The sequence below is a fragment of the Phytobacter palmae genome (assembly GCF_039409775.1).
GTDB lineage: Bacteria > Pseudomonadota > Gammaproteobacteria > Enterobacterales > Enterobacteriaceae > Phytobacter > Phytobacter palmae.
The window spans coordinates 171,553-192,102 of record NZ_JBCIVJ010000004.1; the positions used below are offsets into that span (position 1 = coordinate 171,553).

21 protein-coding genes and 1 other annotated feature are annotated in these 20,550 nt (G+C 53.3%); of the genes, 14 read left to right on the forward strand and 7 right to left on the reverse strand.

The features are described 5' to 3' along the window. Positions 1-56: 56 nt before the first annotated feature. Positions 57-2,654 carry a type I DNA topoisomerase gene (topA, locus tag AAIG39_RS07475; protein WP_090084575.1) on the reverse strand — a complete coding sequence of 866 codons (2,598 nt, stop codon included), beginning with the start codon at positions 2,652-2,654 and terminating at the stop codon, positions 57-59. A gap of 398 nt (positions 2,655-3,052) precedes the next feature. On the opposite strand from topA, the gene AAIG39_RS07480 reads away from it, so the two are divergent. Then, positions 3,053-3,304 carry a YciN family protein gene (locus AAIG39_RS07480; RefSeq protein WP_047370485.1) on the forward strand — a complete coding sequence of 84 codons (252 nt, stop codon included), beginning with the start codon at positions 3,053-3,055 and terminating at the stop codon, positions 3,302-3,304. 46 nt (positions 3,305-3,350) lie between these two features. Here the strand turns inward: AAIG39_RS07480 and sohB are convergent, their stop codons facing one another. After that, a complete protein-coding gene (sohB, locus tag AAIG39_RS07485; RefSeq protein ID WP_343193543.1) occupies positions 3,351-4,397 on the reverse strand; it encodes a protease SohB in 1,047 nt (348 codons plus the stop codon). A 229-nt stretch (positions 4,398-4,626) separates the two neighbouring features. Here sohB and AAIG39_RS07490 point away from each other — a divergent pair, with 229 nt between their 5' ends. Together AAIG39_RS07490 and cobO are read left to right on the forward strand one after the other, a co-directional pair. Next, positions 4,627-5,385 carry a YciK family oxidoreductase gene (locus tag AAIG39_RS07490; RefSeq protein WP_249568873.1) on the forward strand — a complete coding sequence of 253 codons (759 nt, stop codon included), beginning with the start codon at positions 4,627-4,629 and terminating at the stop codon, positions 5,383-5,385. Then, positions 5,382-5,972: a cob(I)yrinic acid a,c-diamide adenosyltransferase gene (gene cobO, locus AAIG39_RS07495; RefSeq protein WP_343193544.1), complete on the forward strand. Its 591-nt coding sequence runs from the start codon at positions 5,382-5,384 to the stop codon at positions 5,970-5,972. Before AAIG39_RS07490 ends, cobO begins: the two co-directional genes overlap by 4 nt. Positions 5,973-6,162: 190 nt before the next feature. Here the strand turns inward: cobO and rluB are convergent, their stop codons facing one another. The 3 genes from rluB to rnm all read right to left on the reverse strand — a co-directional run bounded on the left by rluB (position 6,163) and on the right by rnm (position 8,652). Next, positions 6,163-7,056, reverse strand: a complete 894-nt coding sequence (gene rluB, locus AAIG39_RS07500; protein WP_090084615.1) for a 23S rRNA pseudouridine(2605) synthase RluB — start codon at positions 7,054-7,056, stop codon at positions 6,163-6,165. Positions 7,057-7,153: 97 nt separating this feature from the next. Beyond that, positions 7,154-7,774 carry an L-threonylcarbamoyladenylate synthase gene (locus AAIG39_RS07505; protein WP_090084617.1) on the reverse strand — a complete coding sequence of 207 codons (621 nt, stop codon included), beginning with the start codon at positions 7,772-7,774 and terminating at the stop codon, positions 7,154-7,156. Continuing rightward, positions 7,771-8,652: an RNase RNM gene (rnm, locus tag AAIG39_RS07510; protein WP_249568875.1), complete on the reverse strand. Its 882-nt coding sequence runs from the start codon at positions 8,650-8,652 to the stop codon at positions 7,771-7,773. Before rnm ends, AAIG39_RS07505 begins: the two co-directional genes overlap by 4 nt. 158 nt (positions 8,653-8,810) lie before the next feature. After that, positions 8,811-8,905 (forward strand) — a sequence feature (Trp leader region). A 22-nt stretch (positions 8,906-8,927) separates the two neighbouring features. On the opposite strand from rnm, the gene AAIG39_RS07515 reads away from it, so the two are divergent. From AAIG39_RS07515 to AAIG39_RS07540, 6 genes are all read left to right on the forward strand, one after another. After that, the gene (locus tag AAIG39_RS07515; RefSeq protein WP_343193545.1) at positions 8,928-10,490 is read left to right on the forward strand and encodes an anthranilate synthase component 1; all 1,563 of its coding nucleotides are present in this window, start codon (positions 8,928-8,930) and stop codon (positions 10,488-10,490) included. Next, positions 10,490-12,085 carry a bifunctional anthranilate synthase glutamate amidotransferase component TrpG/anthranilate phosphoribosyltransferase TrpD gene (gene trpD, locus AAIG39_RS07520; RefSeq protein ID WP_249568877.1) on the forward strand — a complete coding sequence of 532 codons (1,596 nt, stop codon included), beginning with the start codon at positions 10,490-10,492 and terminating at the stop codon, positions 12,083-12,085. The genes AAIG39_RS07515 and trpD overlap by 1 nt, the downstream gene beginning before the upstream one ends. A gap of 3 nt (positions 12,086-12,088) precedes the next feature. Further along, complete coding sequence (gene trpCF, locus AAIG39_RS07525) at positions 12,089-13,447, forward strand: bifunctional indole-3-glycerol-phosphate synthase TrpC/phosphoribosylanthranilate isomerase TrpF (RefSeq protein WP_343193546.1); 1,359 nt, start codon at positions 12,089-12,091, stop codon at positions 13,445-13,447. Positions 13,448-13,459: 12 nt separating this feature from the next. Beyond that, a complete protein-coding gene (trpB, locus tag AAIG39_RS07530) occupies positions 13,460-14,653 on the forward strand; it encodes a tryptophan synthase subunit beta (protein ID WP_079497527.1) in 1,194 nt (397 codons plus the stop codon). Then, on the forward strand, positions 14,653-15,459 hold the full coding sequence (gene trpA, locus AAIG39_RS07535) for a tryptophan synthase subunit alpha (protein WP_090084624.1): 807 nt from the start codon (positions 14,653-14,655) through the stop codon (positions 15,457-15,459). Before trpB ends, trpA begins: the two co-directional genes overlap by 1 nt. Before the next feature lie 363 nt (positions 15,460-15,822). Continuing rightward, a complete protein-coding gene (locus tag AAIG39_RS07540; RefSeq protein WP_090084626.1) occupies positions 15,823-16,008 on the forward strand; it encodes a hypothetical protein in 186 nt (61 codons plus the stop codon). A 53-nt stretch (positions 16,009-16,061) separates the two neighbouring features. On the opposite strand, the gene ompW is transcribed toward AAIG39_RS07540, so the two are convergent. After that, positions 16,062-16,700, reverse strand: a complete 639-nt coding sequence (gene ompW, locus AAIG39_RS07545) for an outer membrane protein OmpW (RefSeq protein ID WP_090084627.1) — start codon at positions 16,698-16,700, stop codon at positions 16,062-16,064. A gap of 278 nt (positions 16,701-16,978) precedes the next feature. On the opposite strand from ompW, the gene AAIG39_RS07550 reads away from it, so the two are divergent. The 4 genes from AAIG39_RS07550 (at position 16,979) to yciA (ending at position 19,258) form a co-directional block, all read left to right on the forward strand. Beyond that, positions 16,979-17,374, forward strand: coding sequence for a YkgJ family cysteine cluster protein (locus tag AAIG39_RS07550; RefSeq protein WP_343193547.1), 396 nt, complete (start codon positions 16,979-16,981; stop codon positions 17,372-17,374). Between the two features lie 33 nt (positions 17,375-17,407). Further along, a complete protein-coding gene (locus AAIG39_RS07555; protein WP_343193548.1) occupies positions 17,408-18,148 on the forward strand; it encodes a YciC family protein in 741 nt (246 codons plus the stop codon). Positions 18,149-18,189: 41 nt separating this feature from the next. Next, on the forward strand, positions 18,190-18,729 hold the full coding sequence (locus AAIG39_RS07560; protein WP_343193549.1) for a septation protein A: 540 nt from the start codon (positions 18,190-18,192) through the stop codon (positions 18,727-18,729). 127 nt (positions 18,730-18,856) lie between these two features. Beyond that, a complete protein-coding gene (yciA, locus tag AAIG39_RS07565; RefSeq protein WP_047370508.1) occupies positions 18,857-19,258 on the forward strand; it encodes an acyl-CoA thioester hydrolase YciA in 402 nt (133 codons plus the stop codon). Between the two features lie 29 nt (positions 19,259-19,287). Here the strand turns inward: yciA and tonB are convergent, their stop codons facing one another. Next, positions 19,288-20,016, reverse strand: coding sequence for a TonB system transport protein TonB (tonB, locus tag AAIG39_RS07570; protein ID WP_343193573.1), 729 nt, complete (start codon positions 20,014-20,016; stop codon positions 19,288-19,290). Positions 20,017-20,235: 219 nt separating this feature from the next. On the opposite strand from tonB, the gene AAIG39_RS07575 reads away from it, so the two are divergent. Continuing rightward, complete coding sequence (locus tag AAIG39_RS07575; RefSeq protein ID WP_090084635.1) at positions 20,236-20,532, forward strand: YciI family protein; 297 nt, start codon at positions 20,236-20,238, stop codon at positions 20,530-20,532. Positions 20,533-20,550 lie beyond the last annotated feature (18 nt).

Sequence of the window (20,550 nt, forward strand, 5' to 3'; positions counted from 1 at the left end):
TTATAAAAAAAGGGCCGGATATCCGGCCCTCAATTTAAGCTGTTAATCTTACAGCATTATTTTTTGGCTTCCGCCCATTTTCCATCAACGTAAAACGCCGACCAGTTAGTCGCTTTGCCGTCTTTTTCCGACGCAACATACTGCTGCTTTGTTTTACGGCTAAAACGGACGATGGTCTTATTCCCTTCCGGATCCTGCTGCGGTGCATCTGCCAGATAACGCAGTTTTTCCGGCAAACGATCGCGGAAGCGATATAGCTCTTCCACTAACGGCGCACGCGTTTCGCGTGATTTCGGGAAAGTGTTAGCCGCAAGGAAAACCCCGGCAGCACCGTCACGCAGAACGAAATAGGCGTCCGATTTTTCGCACGGCAGTTCCGGCAACGGAACCGGATCTTCTTTCGGTGGCGCGACTTCGCCATTACGCAGGATTTTACGTGTATTTTTGCAGTCGTCGTTGGTGCAGGCCATGTACTTGCCAAAACGCCCCATTTTAAGGTGCATTTCAGAACCACATTTTTCACACTCCACCACCGGACCGTCATAACCTTTGATGCGGAACTCGCCCTCTTCGATTTCATAACCGTCACAGGTCGGGTTATTACCGCAAACGTGCAGTTTACGTTTCGGATCAATAAGGTAGCTGTCCATCGCCGTACCGCACTTAGTGCAACGGCGTTTGGCGCGCAATGCATTGGTTTCTGCATCGTCGCCTTCCAGCACGTTCAGTACTTCGTTTTCCGGCACCAGGTTAATAGTAGTTTTGCAGCGCTCTTTGGGCGAAAGTGCATAGCCGGAGCAACCGAGGAACACACCGGTACTGGCAGTACGGATCCCCATCTTACGACCGCATGTCGGGCAATCAATACTGGTAAGCACCATCTGATTCGGGCGCATCCCACCTTCATCCGGATCTCTTTCCGCCTGGTCAAGCTGACGGGAGAAATCACCGAAGAAACTGTCCAGTACTTTCTTCCATTCCGCTTCGTGGTTTGCCACCTGGTCGAGACGGTCTTCCATCTGGGCGGTGAAATCGTAATTCATCAACTCACGGAAATTCTCTTCCAGACGGTCGGTAACAATTTCACCCATTTTTTCCGCATAAAAACGACGGTTTTCCACGCGCACATAGCCACGGTCCTGAATGGTCGAAATGATCGACGCATACGTCGACGGACGGCCAATGCCACGTTTTTCCAGCTCTTTAACCAGTGACGCTTCACTAAAGCGTGCAGGCGGTTTCGTGAAGTGCTGAGCAGGTGTCAGGTCGATAAGCGAAAGTACATCACCTGTGTTAACCGCAGGCAGCGTACGGTCTTCATCGCCTTTACGCAGTGCAGGCATGACTTTCGTCCAGCCATCGAACCGCAAAATGCGCCCGCGCGCTTTCAGGCGATAATCACCCGCGCCCACGGTTATGGTGGTGGAGTCGTATTGCGCCGGCGTCATCTGACAAGCGACAAACTGGCGCCAGATCAGCTGATACAGTTTCTGCGCATCAGTTTCCATATCTTTAAGGGCGTCAGCCTCAACACCAACATCGGAGGGGCGAATCGCTTCGTGCGCTTCCTGAGAGTTCTCTTTGCTGGCGTACTGGTTGGCGCTTTCCGGCAGGTATTTTTTGCCGTATTTTTCACCAATAAAGGTGCGCACCATGCTGACCGCATCCTGACTCAGGTTAGTAGAGTCAGTACGCATATAGGTGATATAACCCGCTTCGTACAAACGCTGGGCCATCATCATGGTTTTCTTCACGCCAAAGCCCAGACGGGTACTCGCCGCCTGCTGCAATGTAGACGTAATAAATGGTGCGCCCGGTTTGCTGCTGGTCGGCTTATCTTCCCGCTCAAGCACTGTATAGCGGGCTTTTTCAAGCAGGCTAACGGCCGCCATGGTTTGTTCGCGGTTAACCGGACGGAAAGGTTTATCCCCTTCGTGCGTCACCTGGAGCGGCAGAGAATCGCCACCGGGCGTTGCGGCATTGGCATCGACTTCCCAGTACTCTTCCGGAACGAAGGCTTTAATTTCGCGTTCACGCTCAACCACCAGACGCACCGCCACCGACTGTACCCGGCCGGCAGACAGGCCACGGGCTATCTTCTTCCACAACAGCGGAGAGACCATGTAACCCACTACACGGTCCATAAAGCGCCGCGCCTGTTGAGCATTCACACGGTCAATATTCAGCTCGCCCGGCTTTTCGAACGCCTGACGAATCGCATTTTTGGTAATTTCGTTAAATACCACGCGGCTATAGCGCGTTTCATCGCCGCCAATCACTTCCCGCAGGTGCCATGCAATGGCTTCCCCTTCGCGGTCAAGGTCGGTTGCGAGGTAGATATGGTCGGCTTTTTCAGCGAGCGATTTAAGCTCAGAAACCACCTTCTCTTTTCCGGGCAGCACTTCATAGTGCGCATCCCAGTTGTGCCATGGGTCAATGCCCATGCGATTGACGAGAGCGCCGCGTTCATCCTTTTTAGGCTTCTTAGCCGTTTTGGTGGAGGCAGAGTCAGCGCTCTTTTTAGGTGCTGAGCCACTGGTCGGCAAATCGCGGATATGGCCTACGCTGGATTTCACCACGTAGTCATTACCCAGATACTTATTGATCGTTTTGGCTTTTGCCGGGGACTCAACGATGACGAGAGCTTTACCCATATTCACCTTTACCTAATAAAATTCTTCCAGGAATACGTCGCACATTGATTCACCTTCCGCTGGCGACGAGCCAATGATATTGCGGTGGCGACAATGGATATCAACCCTTTTCTTGACCATAAGCGAAAGTAATCGCTAGCAGATGATTGAGTTAACAGGTTTTTTCGCTAGTCTGCGATACAGCACGACGATTTTATGGTCGAATGTCAAGCAAATCTGTTGCCAGATTGACGAAAGGGTCACACTGTACCTGATAAAATTTGTTACGCAACTTTATTAGCATGCAAAATCGAATCGCGCCAGCACTACCGTAACGGTAAACCCCTTGCCAGCGCAGGGAAAATTTGCCCCTGGGCCTTGTGGGGCGTAAACTTGTTAAATTTTTAAGGAGGGGCGAAATGGAGCCGAATAAGCAACCTATCGATCGTCAGTCTCTGCTTGAGCTGGCAAACCAACTCATTCGCGATCACGAAGACACGCTGTCCGGTATTGAAGCCACCGGCGTAAGCCAGCGCAACGGGGTGCTGGTATTCAGCGGAGAGTATTTTCTGGATGAACAAGGTCTGCCGACCGGGAAAAGCACCGCGGTATTTAATATGTTTAAATATCTGGCGCATGAACTGTCTGAAAAATACCATCTGATCGATTAAATAAAAAAGCGAGGCCGCAGCCTCGCTTTTTTATTTGTACTTGCGTTTACATCAGCGGTTTTTGTCCGCGCTGCCACCAGCGCATCAGCAGTCGGTCTGCACTCTCCGCGGCACTTCCAGTCAGACGATCAATGAGTTTTTTGCGCTGCTGATAGCGTAAGCCGATCACCTCATGGCTCTCAAACAGCCCCAGCAACAACTCGTCGCTGGTACCTACCGCGTCGACCAGCCCTTTTTCCAGCGCCTGTGAGCCATACCAGTGCTCGCCGGTCGCCACCTCTTCGATGTCCAGTTGCGGGCGCATCTGATGAACAAAACCTTTAAACAGGTCATGCGTTTCATTGAGGCTTTCGCGGAATTTCTGCCGCCCCTCTTCGGTGTTTTCACCCAGCAGCGTCAGCGTACGTTTGAACTGCCCGGCAGTATGCAGTTCGATATCAATCTCTTTGCTTTTCAGAAAGCGGTTAAAGTTAGGGATCTGCGCCACAACGCCAATCGAGCCAATAATAGAAAAGGGTGCTGCAACAATTTTGTCTGCCACACAGGCCATCATGTAACCACCGCTGGCGGCGACTTTATCGACCGCGACAGTCAGCGGAATCTGCTTGTCGCGCAGACGTTGTAACTGAGATGCCGCCAGCCCGTAGCCATGAACAACACCGCCAGGACTTTCCAGACGGACGACAACCTGATCTTCTGGCTTCACCAGCGTCAACACTGCGGTGACCTCTTCGCGCAGGGCGCCAACTTCATGGGCATCCATGCTGCCTTTGAAGTCCAGTACCCAGGCGCGTGGTTTATCAACCAGGGCCGTATCCCCGGACTTTGCTTTTGCTTTGGCCGCTTTCGCGTCCTGTCTGGCTTTTTTCTTTTGGGCTTTATGCCACAGTTTCTGCTGGTGGTTGTCCAGCAAGGCCACGGCTACCTCTTCCTGCATTTCCTTATATTGTTCACTCATGCGGGTAATGTGTAATTCCCCCCGCTGACGTTTGCGCTGTGTCAGATTAACAATAAGAATTGCGACTACCGCAATCGCGACCACAACAGTCGCAATTTTAGCCAAAAACAAACCATATTCAGACAGTAATTCCACGCATTCCACCTTGGTTCAGCCACTTAACGATCGCATCCAGTGTACATGAGCCTTTCTGGCACGTCTCGCATTGCCCCCCTTTCTGACAATCAGTCGACCAGTTTCAGCACATTCCGCTATACATTATGTCGGCTCACGCGAGACTCTCTGCCAGACTGATTGAAATCGCTTTCTGTTTCAGGCATAAAGCCAACACGATTTAAAAACGGGTTGAGACCAAGGAGTTAGCGTGCATTACCAGCCACAACGCGACCTGTTGCGAAACCACATTATTCTGGTCACCGGCGCCAGTAACGGCATCGGTAAAGAGGCGGCGCTAACCTATGCCCGCTACGGCGCACGCGTCATCTTGCTTGGGCGTAGCGAAGACAAACTGCAGTCGGTTGCCGCACAGATAGCATCAGAGGGCGGCCAGGCCGCCAGCCTCTTCACGCTGGATATGGCTATCTGTACGCCAGCAGATTGCCAACATCTCGCCGACAGGATTGCTGAACTCTATCCCCGACTGGACGGCGTACTGCACAACGCCGGCGTGCTGGGTGATGTGTGCCCAATGAGCGAACAGCAGCCTGCGGTCTGGGATAACGTTATGCAGGTTAACGTCAACGCCACCTTCTATTTGACCCAAGCGCTCCTTCCTTTATTACTCAACGCGGAAAGCGGCTCACTGGTGTTCACATCCTCAAGCGTTGGCCGCCAGGGGCGCGCAAACTGGGGTGCGTATGCCGCGTCGAAATTTGCCACCGAAGGTATGATGCAGGTACTGGCTGAGGAGTACCAAAACCGATTACGGGTCAACTGTATCAATCCGGGTGGTACCCGGACGCAGATGCGCGCCAGCGCATTCCCGAGCGAAGATCCGCAGAAATTAAAAACACCAGCCGATATTATGCCGCTCTATTTATGGCTGATGGGCGATGACAGTCGCCGCAAAACAGGCATGAGCTTTGATGCACAGCCAGGGCGAAAACCGGGGATATCACAATGAGTGAAGAACGTTACCAGCAACGTCAGCAGCGGGTCAAAGAAAGAGTCGATGCACGCGTGGCGGCAGCACAGGAAGAACGAGGCATCATTATCGTTTTTACCGGCAACGGTAAAGGGAAAACCACTGCCGCATTTGGCACGGCTGCACGTGCCGTAGGCCACGGAAAGAAAGTCGGCGCAATTCAGTTTATTAAAGGCACCTGGCCTAACGGTGAGCGCAATTTGCTGGAACCGCACGGGGTCGAATTTCAGGTGATGGCAACCGGGTTTACCTGGGACACACAAAACCGCGAAAGCGACACTGCCGCCTGCCTTGAGGTATGGGCACATGCACAGCGTATGCTGGCGGACGAATCGCTGGATATGGTGGTACTCGACGAATTGACCTATATGGTGGCTTACGATTACCTGCCACTGGAAACCGTGCTTGATGCGCTGGAAAATCGCCCAAAAAACCAGACAGTTATCATCACCGGACGCGGCTGCCATCGTGATATTCTGGAGATTGCCGATACGGTCAGTGAATTACGTCCGGTAAAACATGCTTTCGAAGCCGGCGTGAAAGCTCAGATCGGTATCGATTATTAAGACATCACTGGCTGCAGCCAGGCGATGAGCTGCAGCCTGGCTGTGATTTATCCACCGAGTCATCAATCTTCCAGCGTGACACTGTCACAGTCTTTCGCCACGCACAGTCTTTTCTGACATACAGCGGAAATTAGCTCACGCGGGAAAAGAGAAGACGTTTCCGGGGGAACTAACCGGAAACGTCAGAGGATTAGCCGTTGTTGTTACGACCACCGGAACGACGGTTGCCGGACGCCTGACGATTACCGGACACCTGACTGTGACGTTTCACCGCACGACGAATCTGATTGGCTTTCATACGACGACGATCTTTTTCGACTGCCACTTTTGATGCCGTTTCCGGCGGCAGCCCTACCAGCTCACGCAGGTAGTTGGTTTGGGCCAGATCCAGCTCAGTATAACCACCGCGCGGCAACCCTTTCGGCAGTGGAATGTCACCGTAGCGCACACGAATAAGGCGACTAACCTGTACGCCAACCGCTTCCCACAGGCGACGTACCTCGCGGTTACGCCCTTCTGTCAGGGTTACGTTATACCACTGGTTAATCCCTTCACCACCGCTGAACTTGATGGTTTTGAACGCTGCCGGGCCATCTTCGAGCTGTACGCCACGTGACAGTTCGCGCACTTTTGCCTCTTCAATCTGGCCGAATACACGCACCGCGTATTCACGTTCTACTTCACGGCTTGGATGCATCAGGCGATTCGCCAGTTCACCATCGGTTGTAAACAGCAACAGACCACAGGTGTTAACGTCAAGGCGACCAACCGCAATCCAGCGTGCGCCACGCAGTTTTGGCAGACGGTCAAAAACGGTCGGACGGCCTTCCGGATCGTTACGCGTACACAACTCGCCTTCTGGTTTGTAATACGCCAGTACGCGACAGATTTGTTCAGCGGACTCTTTCACCGAAATAAGATGCCCGTCGATGCGAATTTTCAGCGCCTGGGTAACTTCAACACGGTCGCCAAGCGTGGCAATTTTGCCGTCTACGCTCACTCTGCCTGCTTCGATGATGGTTTCAATCTCACGGCGGGAACCGTGGCCAGCTCGCGCCAGCACTTTCTGTAATTTTTCGCTCATAGAGCTTCCTCGGGTGTCGCCTTCACAGGCGTCGAATAGGGTCATCAGGCCACTGCGGCGCCTGTGAAATGGCCGCGTAGTATAGCGGCTTGCTTCATTATAGGAAAGGTTTAACGTCGCCAACGCCTTCACGGATAACGACCGGGGAATCATCCGTAAGATCAACCACCGTTGTCGGTTGCTGCCCCAGATAACCGCCATGGATAATCAAATCCACCAGCTTTTCCAGACGGTCTTTAATTTCATCAGGATCGGATTCGGTAAATTCGCTGCCAGGAAGCATTAACGAGGTAGAGAGCATCGGCTCGCCAAGGGTATCGAGTAATGCCAGCGCAATCGGATTCGCCGGAACACGCAGGCCGATGGTTTTACGTTTTTCCTGCAACAGGCGACGCGGAACCTCTTTCGTTCCTTTCAGGATAAACGTGTAGTTGCCTGGGGTGTTGTTTTTAATCAGACGAAAAGCCACATTATCGACGAAAGCGTAGGTCGACAGCTCAGACAAGTCGCGGCACATCAGGGTAAAGTTGTGACCATCCGGCAACTGACGGATACGGCAAATACGCTCCATCGCCCCTTTGTCTTCAATTTTACAGCCTAAGGCATAACCGGAATCGGTAGGGTAAACAATTACTCCACCTTTACGGACAATCTCAACGGCCTGGGTAATCAGGCGCGGCTGCGGATTATCCGGATGAATATAAAAAAACTGACTCATACTTCCCTCTCTTCACTGTTTTGCGGCTGCTCCCACTTGCTCCAGACGCCCTCCACATTGGCCGGTAACCACAGTTTGCGCCCCAGCTCAATCCATGGACATGGCTGATGGAAATCCGATCCCTGCGAGGCCAGTAAACCGAACTGGCGGGCATACCCGGCGAGTTGTTGACGTTCATTGGGAGCCTGCTGGCATTGGGCAACTTCCATCGCCTCTCCGCCGCCCTGGGCAAAATGCGCCAGCAGCCTTTTCAACCATTTAGCGGAGAGATCATACCGCCCCGGATGGGCCAGGACTGCTGTTCCGCCAGAATGATGAATCACTTCAATAGCTTGTTCTATTGTACACCACTGTGGTGGAACATATCCGGTTTTCCCTCGCGCAAGATATCTTTTGAAGACATCCGCCATATTGGAAGCTTTACCGCACTCCACCAGAAAGCGGGCAAAATGGCCGCGCGTGACGGCCGCGCCCTGCGCCAGTCGCTGCGCGCCTTCCCATGCCCCCGGAATATTAGCCTTTTCCAGTCGTTCGGCAATGAGTCTGCCGCGCTGCTGGCGCCGCTCATGCTGATCCTGTAAAAATGAACATAACGCCGGGTTTTCAATATCAATATTCAGGCCCACGATGTGGATCTCGTGATTTTCCCAGACGGTGGAAATCTCCACACCCGTAATCAATGTAAGTGCCAGTCCGGCGCGTTCAATTTCTTCACGCGCTGGGGGAATTGCGGCTGTTGTATCGTGATCGGTAATCGCCAGGGTCCCCACACGCATCGCAACCGCGCGGTGGACCAGTTCTTGTGGAGTCAGGACGCCATCGGAGGCAATAGTGTGGCTGTGCAGGTCATAAATAATCGCGTAATTCGTGTCGCTCAAAAGCGGCTCCCGTGGCCGATAAAACAATAACTGTGCCCTATCATAACGTTCTACGGCGATTTTCTGAAATCGAGGGTTGACTTTCCTCGCGCGAACCAGTTAACTAGTACGCAAGTTCACTCCACGAGGTATCCCTGATGAATATGCATTTTTCCGTAAACCGCTGGTGGCGCACTCCCTGACGTTGGGCAGTGTTTCACGTGCATATTCAGCACACCGATACCCGGCCCGCCAAATGAGCGGGCTTTTTTTTGAACATATTTATGAGAGCAACTATGCAAACGCAAAAACCGACACTCGAATTGCTCACCAGCAACGCGCTGTACCGGGAGAACCCGACCGCGTTATTCCATCAACTGTGTGGTGCGCGCCCGGCAACGTTGTTGCTGGAATCTGCCGATATCGACAGCAAAAACGATTTAAAGAGCCTGCTACTGGTGGATAGCGCGCTGCGTATTACCGCTTTAGGTGACACTGTCACAATCGAGGCACTGACCCCAAACGGTGCGTCCCTGCTGCCGCTGCTGGATGCCGCGCTTCCCGCAGGCGTTGAGAACACCATCCAGACCGATTCCCGCGTATTACGTTTCCCGCCTGTCAGCAACCTGCTCGATGAAGATGCGCGCCTGTGTTCACTCTCTGTTTTCGATGCCTTCCGTCTGTTACAGGGGCTGGTCACTGTCCCGGCTGATGAGCGCGAAGCGATGTTCTTCGGCGGCCTGTTTGCCTACGATCTGGTGGCCGGGTTTGAAAATTTACCCGCACTGAGCCATGACCGTCGCTGTCCGGACTACTGCTTTTATCTGGCAGAAACCTTACTGGTGATCGACCATCAGAAACGTCACACCCGCATTCAGGTCAGCCTTTTTTCCGCCGATGCCGATGAAAAAGCGCGCCTGACTCAGCGTATTGAAACACTGCATCAAGAATTAAACTTGCCACCTGCGCCATTGCCGGTTGAATCCGTCAGCAATATGCGCTGTGAATGTAATCAGAGCGACGAAGAGTACGGTGCGGTGGTGCGCCGGATGCAAAAAGCGATTCGCGCCGGTGAGATTTTCCAGGTCGTTCCGTCCCGCCGATTCACCCTGCCGTGCCCGTCACCGCTGGCCGCATATGAGGTGCTGAAAAAGAGCAACCCAAGCCCGTATATGTTCTTCATGCAGGATAACGAGTTCGCCCTGTTTGGCGCATCGCCGGAAAGCTCGCTCAAATATGACGCCACGTCACGCCAGATTGAAATCTACCCGATCGCAGGAACTCGCCCACGCGGCCGTCGCGCCGACGGTTCTCTGGATCGTGACCTGGACAGCCGTATTGAACTCGAAATGCGTACCGACCATAAAGAGCTTTCCGAGCATCTGATGCTGGTTGATCTCGCGCGTAACGATCTGGCGCGAATTTGTACACCAGGCAGCCGCTACGTGGCGGATCTGACCAAAGTCGATCGCTACTCCTTCGTTATGCACCTGGTGTCCCGTGTGGTGGGCGAACTGCGTCACGATCTGGATGTGCTGCACGCCTATCGCGCCTGTATGAACATGGGTACGCTCAGCGGAGCGCCGAAAGTACGCGCTATGCAACTTATTGCGGATGCGGAAGGCTCCCGTCGTGGCAGTTATGGCGGTGCGGTAGGCTACTTCACCGCCCATGGCGACCTGGATACCTGCATTGTGATTCGTTCCGCCTGGGTGGAAGACGGTATTGCCACCGTTCAGGCAGGTGCTGGCGTAGTACTGGATTCAGTACCGCAGTCCGAAGCCGATGAAACACGTAATAAAGCCCGCGCGGTTCTGCGCGCCATTGCTAAAGCGCATAACGCTCAGGAGATTTTCTGATGGCTGACATTCTGCTGCTCGATAATATCGACTCATTTACCTATAACCTTGCCGATCAGTTGCGCGCCAGCGGGCACAACGTGGTGATTTACCGTAACCATGTGCCGGCACAAACCCTGATTGACCGCCTGGCGACGATGAAAAACCCGGTGCTGATGCTCTCGCCAGGACCGGGGGCACCGTCAGAAGCGGGTTGCATGCCAGAATTGCTGACGCGCATGCGCGGCAAATTGCCGATTATCGGCATCTGCCTGGGGCATCAGGCAATAGTGGAAGCCTATGGCGGCTATGTCGGTCAGGCGGGAGAAATTTTGCACGGCAAAGCCTCCAGCATTGAACATGACGGTCAGGCAATGTTTGCCGGGCTGGCGAACCCGCTGCCAGTGGCACGCTACCATTCACTGGTCGGCAGCAATATTCCGGCAGGGTTAACCATTAATGCGCACTTTAACGGCATGGTGATGGCAGTGCGTCACGATGCGGATCGCGTCTGTGGATTTCAGTTCCATCCGGAATCCATTCTGACCTCTCAGGGAGCCCGTTTGCTGGAACAAACACTGGCCTGGGCGCTGCAGAAACTTGAGCAGACCAATACGCTGCAACCGGTGCTGGAAAAACTCTATCAGGCGCAAACCCTGAGCCAGCAGGAAAGCCACCAGCTCTTCTCTGCTGTGGTGCGTGGCGAACTGAAACCTGAACAACTGGCCGCAGCGCTGGTCAGTATGAAAGTGCGTGGCGAACACCCGAATGAAATCGCCGGGGCGGCCACGGCGTTACTGGAAAATGCCGCACCATTCCCACGTCCGGACTATCCGTTTGCTGATATCGTGGGCACCGGTGGCGACGGCAGCAACAGTATTAATATTTCAACCGCCAGTGCTTTTGTGGCGGCGGCCTGCGGTCTGAAAGTCGCAAAACACGGTAACCGCAGCGTCTCCAGCCGTTCCGGCTCGTCCGATTTACTGGCAGCCTTTGGCATTAATCTGGATATGAATGCTGATAAATCCCGCAGTGCGCTGGATGAACTGGGTGTCTGTTTCTTATTTGCACCGAAGTACCACACCGGGTTCCGCCACGCGATGCCGGTGCGCCAGCAGCTCAAAACGCGCACCTTATTTAACGTTCTGGGTCCACTCATTAACCCGGCGCACCCGCCGCTGGCGTTGATCGGCGTTTACAGCCCGGAACTGGTGTTACCCATTGCTGAAACCCTGCGCGTTCTGGGCTATCAGCGTGCGGCCGTTGTGCACAGCGGTGGAATGGATGAAGTTTCTCTCCATGCCCCGACGGTAGTGGCCGAATTGCGCGATGGCGAGATCAAAAGCTACCAGCTTACCGCTGCCGATTTCGGTCTGACGCCCTATCATCAGGAGCAACTGGCAGGCGGCACACCGGAAGAAAACCGTGACATTCTGACACGCTTACTACAAGGTAAAGGTGAAGCCGCCCATGAGGCCGCCGTCGCTGCAAATGTCGCCATGTTGATGCGTTTACATGGTGAAGAAGATTTGCAAGCTAACGCGCAGAAAGTTATGCAGGTGCTGCACAGCGGCGCCGCCTATGACAAAGTCACCGCACTTGCGGCAAGAGGGTAAAGAATGCAAACCGTATTAGCAAAAATCGTCGAGGATAAGGCGATTTGGGTAGCCGCCCGCAAGGAGCAGCAGCCGCTGGCCAGTTTTCAGAACGACGTGGTGCCGAGCACCCGTCGCTTCTACGACGCCCTGCAGGGTACGCGCACCGCGTTTATCCTAGAATGCAAAAAAGCCTCCCCGTCCAAAGGGGTGATTCGCAATGATTTCGACCCGGCGCGTATCGCCGGGGTATACAGGCATCATGCGTCGGCGATCTCTGTGCTGACTGACGAGAAATATTTCCAGGGCAGTTTTGATTTTCTCCCTGTCGTGAGCGGCATCGCGCATCAGCCGATTCTGTGCAAGGATTTTATTATTGACCCTTACCAGATTTACCTGGCGCGTTTTTACCAGGCCGATGCCTGCCTGTTAATGCTCTCGGTACTGGATGATGAGCAATACCGCCAGCTTTCTGCCGTAGCTCACAGCCTGAACATGGGCGTACTGACCGAAGTCAGCAACGAAGAAGAGCTGGAACGCGCTATCGCGCTCGGGGCAAAAGTGGTCGGTATCAATAACCGCGACCTGCGCGATCTGTCCATTGATCTGAACCGTACTCGTCAGTTAGCACCGCGCCTTGGCGCTGGGGTAACGGTCATCAGCGAATCGGGCATTAATACCTATGCCCAGGTACGTGAACTGAGCCATTTCGTCAATGGTTTCCTTATTGGTTCCGCGCTTATGTCTCATGACGATCTGGACGCCGCCGTTAAACGCGTTTTGCTTGGCGAGAATAAAGTCTGCGGCCTGACGCGTCCGCAGGATGCCCGGGTTGCTCATGAAGCGGGGGCGATTTACGGCGGCCTGATCTTCGTTGCCTCTTCCCCGCGTGCCGTCGACGTCGCACAGGCCCGCGCAGTGATGGCAGGCGCGCCGCTCCAGTATGTGGGGGTATTCCGTAATGCCCCTGTCGAAACCGTGTCGGCAAACGTGGAGCAACTGGGGTTAGTCGCCGTACAGTTACACGGCAGTGAAGACCAGCACTATATCGACACGCTGCGTAAGCAGCTGCCGGACAGCGTGCAAATCTGGAAGGCGCTGAGTGTGGGCGATACCCTTCCTGCTCGCAATCTGAACCACGTTGATAAGTATGTTTTTGATAACGGCCAGGGCGGCAGCGGTAAGCGTTTTGACTGGAACCTGCTGTCTGGACAAGCGCTGGACAACGTACTGCTCGCGGGCGGACTTGGCGCAGATAACTGCGTGGAAGCAGCCAAAACCGGCTGTGCCGGACTCGATTTTAATTCAGGCGTAGAGTCTGAACCCGGGAAAAAAGACGCCGATAAAGTGGCCTCGGTATTCCGAACTTTACGCGCTTATTAAGGAAGAAAAACCATGACGACATTATTAAATCCGTATTTTGGTGAGTTTGGCGGCATGTATGTGCCGCAAATTCTGATGCCTGCACTGCGTCAGCTGGAAGAAGCCTTTGTCAGCGCGCAAAAAGATCCTGAATTTCAGGCACAGTTCACCGATTTACTGAAAAACTATGCCGGTCGCCCGACCGCGCTCACCAAATGCCAGAACATTACTGCGGGAACCAACACCACCCTCTACCTTAAGCGTGAAGATCTGCTGCACGGCGGCGCGCATAAGACCAACCAGGTGCTGGGTCAGGCACTGCTGGCGAAGCGGATGGGTAAAACTGAAATCATCGCCGAGACGGGTGCTGGTCAGCACGGTGTTGCATCGGCGCTTGCCAGCGCCCTGCTCGGACTGAAATGCCGCATTTACATGGGTGCGAAAGATGTTGAGCGGCAGTCACCGAACGTTTTCCGCATGCGTTTAATGGGCGCAGAAGTGATCCCGGTGCATAGCGGCTCCGCCACTCTGAAAGATGCCTGTAACGAAGCGCTACGCGACTGGTCTGGCAGCTACGATACCGCACACTACATGCTCGGTACTGCCGCAGGTCCACACCCCTTCCCGACCATTGTGCGCGAATTCCAGCGGATGATCGGTGAAGAAACTAAAGTGCAGATCCTCGAAAAAGAGGGCCGCCTGCCGGATGCCGTCATCGCCTGCGTGGGCGGCGGTTCGAATGCGATCGGCATGTTTGCCGATTTCATTGAAGAGACCAGCGTCGGCCTTATCGGGGTCGAACCTGCCGGACACGGCATCGAGACCGGCGAACACGGCGCACCGCTTAAACATGGCCGCGTGGGGATCTATTTCGGCATGAAATCCCCAATGATGCAGACCGATGAAGGCCAGATCGAGGAATCCTATTCTATCTCTGCGGGTCTGGATTTCCCGTCAGTTGGCCCGCAGCACGCTTATCTGAACAGCACCGGTCGTGCGGATTATGTCTCCATCACCGATGACGAAGCGCTTGAGGCCTTTAAGACGCTGTGCCGCCACGAAGGGATTATTCCGGCGCTGGAGTCCTCCCACGCCCTGGCCCATGCGCTGAAAATGATGCGTGAAAACCCGGAAAAAGAGCAGTTGCTGGTGGTTAACCTGTCTGGCCGTGGAGATAAAGACATCTTCACCGTACACGATATTTTGAAAGCGCGAGGGGAAATCTGATGGAACGCTACGAGACACTTTTTAAGCAGTTGAAGGAACGCAAGGAAGGCGCATTTGTTCCCTTTGTCACGCTGGGCGACCCGTCACCAGAACAATCGCTGAAAATCATCGATACCCTGATTGAAGCTGGTGCGGATGCGCTGGAATTAGGGATTCCGTTTTCCGACCCACTGGCAGACGGCCCGACCATTCAAAACGCAACGCTGCGTGCCTTTGCCGCAGGCGTAACGCCGGGCCAGTGTTTTGAAATGCTGTCCGCGATTCGCCAGAAACACCCGACGATCCCTATCGGCCTGCTGATGTACGCCAACCTCGTCTTTAGCCGCGGTATCGATGAGTTCTATGCCCAGTGCGAGAAAGCGGGTGTCGACTCTGTACTGGTTGCCGACGTGCCGGTAGAGGAGTCTGCACCGTTCCGCCAGGCCGCGCTGCGTCATAATGTCGCGCCGATTTTCATCTGTCCGCCGAATGCCGATGACGATCTGTTACGGCAAATTGCCTCGCACGGTCGCGGCTATACCTACCTGCTCTCCCGCGCCGGGGTAACCGGGGCTGAAAACCGTGCCGCGCTGCCGCTCCACCACCTGGTCGAAAAACTGACCGAGTACAATGCCGCGCCGCCATTACAGGGGTTTGGCATCTCCGCACCGGATCAGGTAACTGCGGCAATTGACGCCGGTGCTGCCGGGGCGATTTCAGGTTCGGCTATCGTTAAGATTATTGAGAAGAACGTGGATAAACCTGCCGCGATGCTCGAAGAGCTTGGCGCGTTTGTGCGGGCGATGAAAGCCGGCACTCGTCAGTAATGCCTCCTGGCGCCCGGCACGTCGCCGGGCGTTTTACCCGCGAGCTATATGTGCAGCTATTTCTCCACCTGCCAAAGCAGCATCCATACATCCCGCGCCGCCCCATTCCATAGATGCTCCTTTTATCCGCTGATGCGTCTGTCTTTCTTATTCGTTTTGCACCGGGCTGTGGTTTTCCTTTTTTCACCTGACGGCTGGCTTTTAACTGCAACACAATCTTGATTCGCGGCGGCTGTCCCGGGGCGATTCTCCATTGCCAGGCCAACGTTAACACTTAATAATGTCGCGGATATGCAGGACACGGATGACAAGTATGCTCATCATCCGTCAGACGCTAATGTCTTTAATGGGAAGGATGTCCATATGCTTAATAGAGCCGCGTTAATAAGAGGCTGGTTTACCGTTGCGACTATTTTTACCTGCTTCACCCTTGGTAATTATATCGGGCATTACTATTTTGCCGGTTCACGTATTCCCTGGCTTATAGGGGTTATTGCCGCGATGGCTATCAACTGGGGAGCGTATGGCGTGTTGAAAAAGCTGACATGATCGAATCGTTGATAAAACTGGCCACTTGTCGGGCCAGTTTTATATTGCAGAAATCAGAAGCGATAACCTGCAGAGAACATAAATACCCACGGGTCGAGACGTGTACTTACACTTTGTTGCGCGCCTCCCGCTTTAAAGCGAACATCCGTATCAATATCCATGTACCAGACCGAGGCGTTAATAAGCCAGTTACGGTTTATCAAATAATCCAGCCCAACCTGTCCTGCCGCGCCCCAGGAGTTTTTGAGACTCAAATCAGAAAGGCCAGCTGATTTACCCGTATCGTTGAATTTCTCATCAAAGAACATGGTGTAATTGATACCCGCGCCAATATACGGGCGAACTTTACTGTTGGCATCACCAAAATACCATTGTGCCATCAGTGTCGGGGGTAAATGGTGAACGGTCGCGATATCACCGGTTGGGCCTGTTCCTACTTTATGACGAAACGGTGTTGCTGCCAGGAGTTCCACACCAACGTTATCCGTCGCCATATACGTCATGGTCAGGCCAAGCTGGGTATTATTATTGACGTGAAAACTTCCCAGACTCCCTAATACATTATCCGATCCCTCCGTCGGCCTGACGGTTGCGGAACCGGCACGCATGAAAAATTCACCAGCTTCATGCGCACAGGCGGCGCCCGCGGAAAGACTACTCAGGATCAATGCTGCCACGGCTAATTTATTCATATCCACTCCATGTATGTGGTTTTTCATAGGCGCCGTGAATATACCTATAAAAGAGTACATCGTGATCCAATCTGGATCACATTACATTCGCTAATTTAACATTTATTGATCTGAGTTAATTTTGGCTGTCATTTCCGATACTTAATTTTTGTATTTACATCAATTTTATCCTTTAAACGTGCCAAAAATATCGTCATCGCTCCCTCTTGCGGACACGTGCCAGTGGGTCTAATTTAATGAACTCCTATGAATTGATGCGTAGTGATTGCAGGTGTGTCATGAGTGATCTCAACCCGTGCATGTCGTGCGGAGCCTGTTGTGCTTATTTTCGTGTCTCTTTCTACTGGGCCGAGGCGGATGACGCTGGCGGCACTGTTCCGGCTCAGCTTACCGAGCCTGTCACCCCATTTTTACGCTGTATGCGCGGGACCAATCAGAAGCAAAGCCATTGCGTCGCGCTGGAAGGCGTTCCGGGTGAATCAGCGCGTTGCCGCATTTATGAGCAACGACCATCCCCATGCCGTGAATTTATGATGTCGGGGGAGAATAACGAGGCCAATGAGGCCTGCGATCGCGCCCGTGCGTATTACGGATTACCGCCGCTTTACAAAGATATGCTTTTCCATACATCCACGGAGGCTGCCACCGATGAGTCTTTCAGGGTACAATTGTGATGAATTTAACATTGCAGAACTCAAGGAGAGTGCATGTCTATCACGGCGAAATCCGTTTACCGTGACACGGGGAATTTTTTTCGTAATCAGTTTGTTACTATTTTGCTGATTGCACTTCTATGCGCGTTTATTACAGTACTGTTAGGACGTCTCTTTTCACCCAGTGACGCCCAGCTTGCGATCCTGAGTGAAGGCGATAACCTGGCGGGAAGGACAGATTTGTTCGATCTGGTCCGTAATATGACGCCGGAACAGCAACAGATTTTATTGCGTACCTCAGCGGCTGCCACATTTTCTGGTTTGATCGGGAATGCTATTTTGGTGGGCGGCGTATTGATGATGATCCGCATGATCTCAGCAGGCCAGCGCGTCAGTGCGCTTCGCGCTATTGGTGCCAGCGCACCTGTACTGCCTGCGCTGTTTATCCTGATTATGCTGACAACCCTTTTGGTTCAAATCGGCATCATTCTCATCGTACCTGGCGTGTTAATGGCCATTTTGCTGGCATTCGCGCCAGTAATGATTGTTCAGGATCGCGCGGGTGTTCTTTCGGCGATGCGCGGCAGTATGCGTCTGGGCTGGAATAATATGCGTCTGGTCGCGCCTGCGGTCATCGCCTGGTTGCTGGCAAAAATCGTACTGCTGATGTACGCACACAATTTAGCATTTCTCACGCCGGAAATCGGTGCAGTGGTCGCCAACACGGTGAGTAACATGATATCTGTAGCTTTGCTCATTTATCTGTTTCGCCTGTACATGCTGATACGTCAGTGATTTTTCGCCTGCGAAAGCAGGCAACTTAACGGAACCGTAGAATGAAGCAGTTTCTTGATTTTCTCCCACTGGTAGTATTTTTCGCTTTTTACAAGCTGTATGACATTTATGCAGCGACAACGGCCTTAATCATCGCTACGGCTGTTGTCCTGATTTACAGCTGGGTGCGTTATCGCAAAGTCGAAAAGATGGCGCTTATTACTTTTATACTGGTAGCCGTTTTCGGTGGGCTGACGGTTTTCTTCCATAATGACGAATTCATTAAATGGAAAGTCACGGTCATTTACGCCCTGTTTGCAGGCGCTTTGTTGTTTAGTCAGTGGGTAATGAAAAAACCGCTTATCCAGCGCATGCTTGGTAAAGAGCTCACACTGCCGCCGCTAGTCTGGGAGCGTCTCAATCTTGCCTGGGCACTGTTTTTCATCCTTTGTGGCCTGGCAAATATCTACATTGCCTTCTGGTTGCCGCAGAATATCTGGGTGAATTTCAAGGTATTTGGTTTAACCGCGTTGACGCTTATCTTTACCGTATTAAGCGGCATCTACATTTATCGCCACATGCCTCAGGACGATAAATCCTGAGTGGTGCATAAAAAGCCGGGCGCTGTCCGGCTTTTTTTTCCCACAGACCAGCTTATCTAATTGTTTTCAGCTATAAATCCATAGTAGCATCCCGCCAGAATTCCCCTTCTTTATTGATGAGATAATCATGTCTAACACTCAGGATGCACCGCAGGGCGAACTTGTCCTGCGCACACTGGCGATGCCGGCAGATACCAATGCAAACGGTGATATTTTTGGCGGCTGGCTGATGTCGCAGATGGATATGGGCGGTGCAATTCTTGCTAAAGAGATAGCTCATGGACGCGTGGTCACGGTCCGCGTCGACGGTATGAGTTTTCTGCGCCCGGTAGCAGTGGGCGACGTGGTGTGCTGTTATGCGCGTTGCGTGAAGCGCGGTAATACGTCGATTACCATTAACGTCGAAGTCTGGATTAAAAAGGTCGCCTCAGAACCTATCGGTCAACGTTATAAGGCTACAGAGGCACTGTTTATTTATGTTGCCGTAGATAACGACGGTAAGCCGCGGCCGCTGCCCGCGCAGGCATAAAAAAAGCCTCCATCAGGAGGCTTTTTTGCTTAATCCATTGTCGCGCCACCCTCCAGGCGGAAGATAATATTGACCGTGATACCGGTGCCCGGTTTGCCCGGTTCATAACGCCATTTACGCATGGCCGTTTTCACATCACGCTCAAACATATTCGCCGGTTGGGCTGAAAGTATCTCCACGTTGTCGATACGCCCGTCCGCTAATACGTCAAATTTCACGCGAACACGTCCTTCAATACGCAACGTTTGTGCACGCGGCGGATATAGAGGCTGGGGGCGGCTTAATGCTCGCGGGGCTGCCGGAACCGACGGCGCCGGTTTGCTGGCGACGGCTGGAGCGCTATTCATCACCTGGCGCGGTGGAGCATTACTTTCGACCGGTGCCGCCGGGCGGGGTTCTGCCGGTTTTGCTTCGCGCTTAGGCTGCTCAACTTTTTTCTCCGGTTTCGGCTTCGGTTTAGGTTTCGGCTTCGGTTCAGGTTTGTGGATCACCACCGGTGCCTCTTTTGGCGGCTCGGGGACAGGTTCCGGCTCGGGTTCAGGCTCAGGCTCTGCTACCGGTTCGGGTGGTGGCTGCACCGCCTGCGGCGGTTCCAGTTCTGCGGGAGTCACCATGGTCACCGTGATCGGCGAAGCAGGTGCAGGTAATTCAATAACCTGATGTACCGAGGCATACAAGATGGCGGCCACAACAGCGCCATGCATACCGACGGACAACAGTGTCGGCCAGGGAAAGCGACGGGGTAAATCGAGGGCCATTGAAGTCATAATCGTTTCAGTTGAAAAAGCAAAGCTAGATTCTAAATGCAAATAGCAATCATATTCAACCAGCCATCGCACCTGTCGGAGTTTTTGCGCGTATACGGTTAAAAAAAGCACTCACGAAATGGGGATATTCGCTCACCATCATCTTTGCATTGCAGCCATTTATGGATTCACATAACGTAGTGGTTTTCTCATGATGAAGGAGCCCTACCCGTGCTTTACGTTATTTTCTCGCAGGACGTTGCTGATTCTCTCGAAAAACGCCTTTCCGTGCGCCCGGCTCACCTGGCCCGCCTGCAATTGCTGCATGATGAAGGGCGCTTATTAACGGCAGGTCCAATGCCAGCCGTAGACAGTAACGATCCGGGTGCTGCGGGTTTTACCGGCTCTACCGTTATCGCGGAATTTGAATCTCTGGAAGCGGCGCAAGCCTGGGCCGATGCGGACCCGTACATTGCGGCTGGCGTTTACCAGCACGTCATCGTCAAGCCGTTTAAGAAAGTGTTCTGACTGTCAGAAATAATAAGG

Bases quoted from the DNA above. Each gene is read 5' to 3' on its own strand.
- topA (WP_090084575.1), bottom strand. From the start codon at position 2,654: ATGGGTAAAGCTCTCGTCATCGTTGAGTCCCCGGCAAAAGCCAAAACG.
- AAIG39_RS07480 (WP_047370485.1), top strand. From the start codon at position 3,053: ATGGAGCCGAATAAGCAACCTATCGATCGTCAGTCTCTGCTTGAGCTG.
- cobO (WP_343193544.1), top strand. From the start codon at position 5,382: ATGAGTGAAGAACGTTACCAGCAACGTCAGCAGCGGGTCAAAGAAAGA.
- rluB (WP_090084615.1), bottom strand. From the start codon at position 7,056: ATGAGCGAAAAATTACAGAAAGTGCTGGCGCGAGCTGGCCACGGTTCC.
- AAIG39_RS07505 (WP_090084617.1), bottom strand. From the start codon at position 7,774: ATGAGTCAGTTTTTTTATATTCATCCGGATAATCCGCAGCCGCGCCTG.
- AAIG39_RS07515 (WP_343193545.1), top strand. From the start codon at position 8,928: ATGCAAACGCAAAAACCGACACTCGAATTGCTCACCAGCAACGCGCTG.
- trpD (WP_249568877.1), top strand. From the start codon at position 10,490: ATGGCTGACATTCTGCTGCTCGATAATATCGACTCATTTACCTATAAC.
- trpCF (WP_343193546.1), top strand. From the start codon at position 12,089: ATGCAAACCGTATTAGCAAAAATCGTCGAGGATAAGGCGATTTGGGTA.
- trpB (WP_079497527.1), top strand. From the start codon at position 13,460: ATGACGACATTATTAAATCCGTATTTTGGTGAGTTTGGCGGCATGTAT.
- trpA (WP_090084624.1), top strand. From the start codon at position 14,653: ATGGAACGCTACGAGACACTTTTTAAGCAGTTGAAGGAACGCAAGGAA.
- AAIG39_RS07540 (WP_090084626.1), top strand. From the start codon at position 15,823: ATGCTTAATAGAGCCGCGTTAATAAGAGGCTGGTTTACCGTTGCGACT.
- ompW (WP_090084627.1), bottom strand. From the start codon at position 16,700: ATGAATAAATTAGCCGTGGCAGCATTGATCCTGAGTAGTCTTTCCGCG.
- AAIG39_RS07550 (WP_343193547.1), top strand. From the start codon at position 16,979: ATGAGTGATCTCAACCCGTGCATGTCGTGCGGAGCCTGTTGTGCTTAT.
- AAIG39_RS07555 (WP_343193548.1), top strand. From the start codon at position 17,408: ATGTCTATCACGGCGAAATCCGTTTACCGTGACACGGGGAATTTTTTT.
- AAIG39_RS07560 (WP_343193549.1), top strand. From the start codon at position 18,190: ATGAAGCAGTTTCTTGATTTTCTCCCACTGGTAGTATTTTTCGCTTTT.
- yciA (WP_047370508.1), top strand. From the start codon at position 18,857: ATGTCTAACACTCAGGATGCACCGCAGGGCGAACTTGTCCTGCGCACA.
- tonB (WP_343193573.1), bottom strand. From the start codon at position 20,016: ATGGCCCTCGATTTACCCCGTCGCTTTCCCTGGCCGACACTGTTGTCC.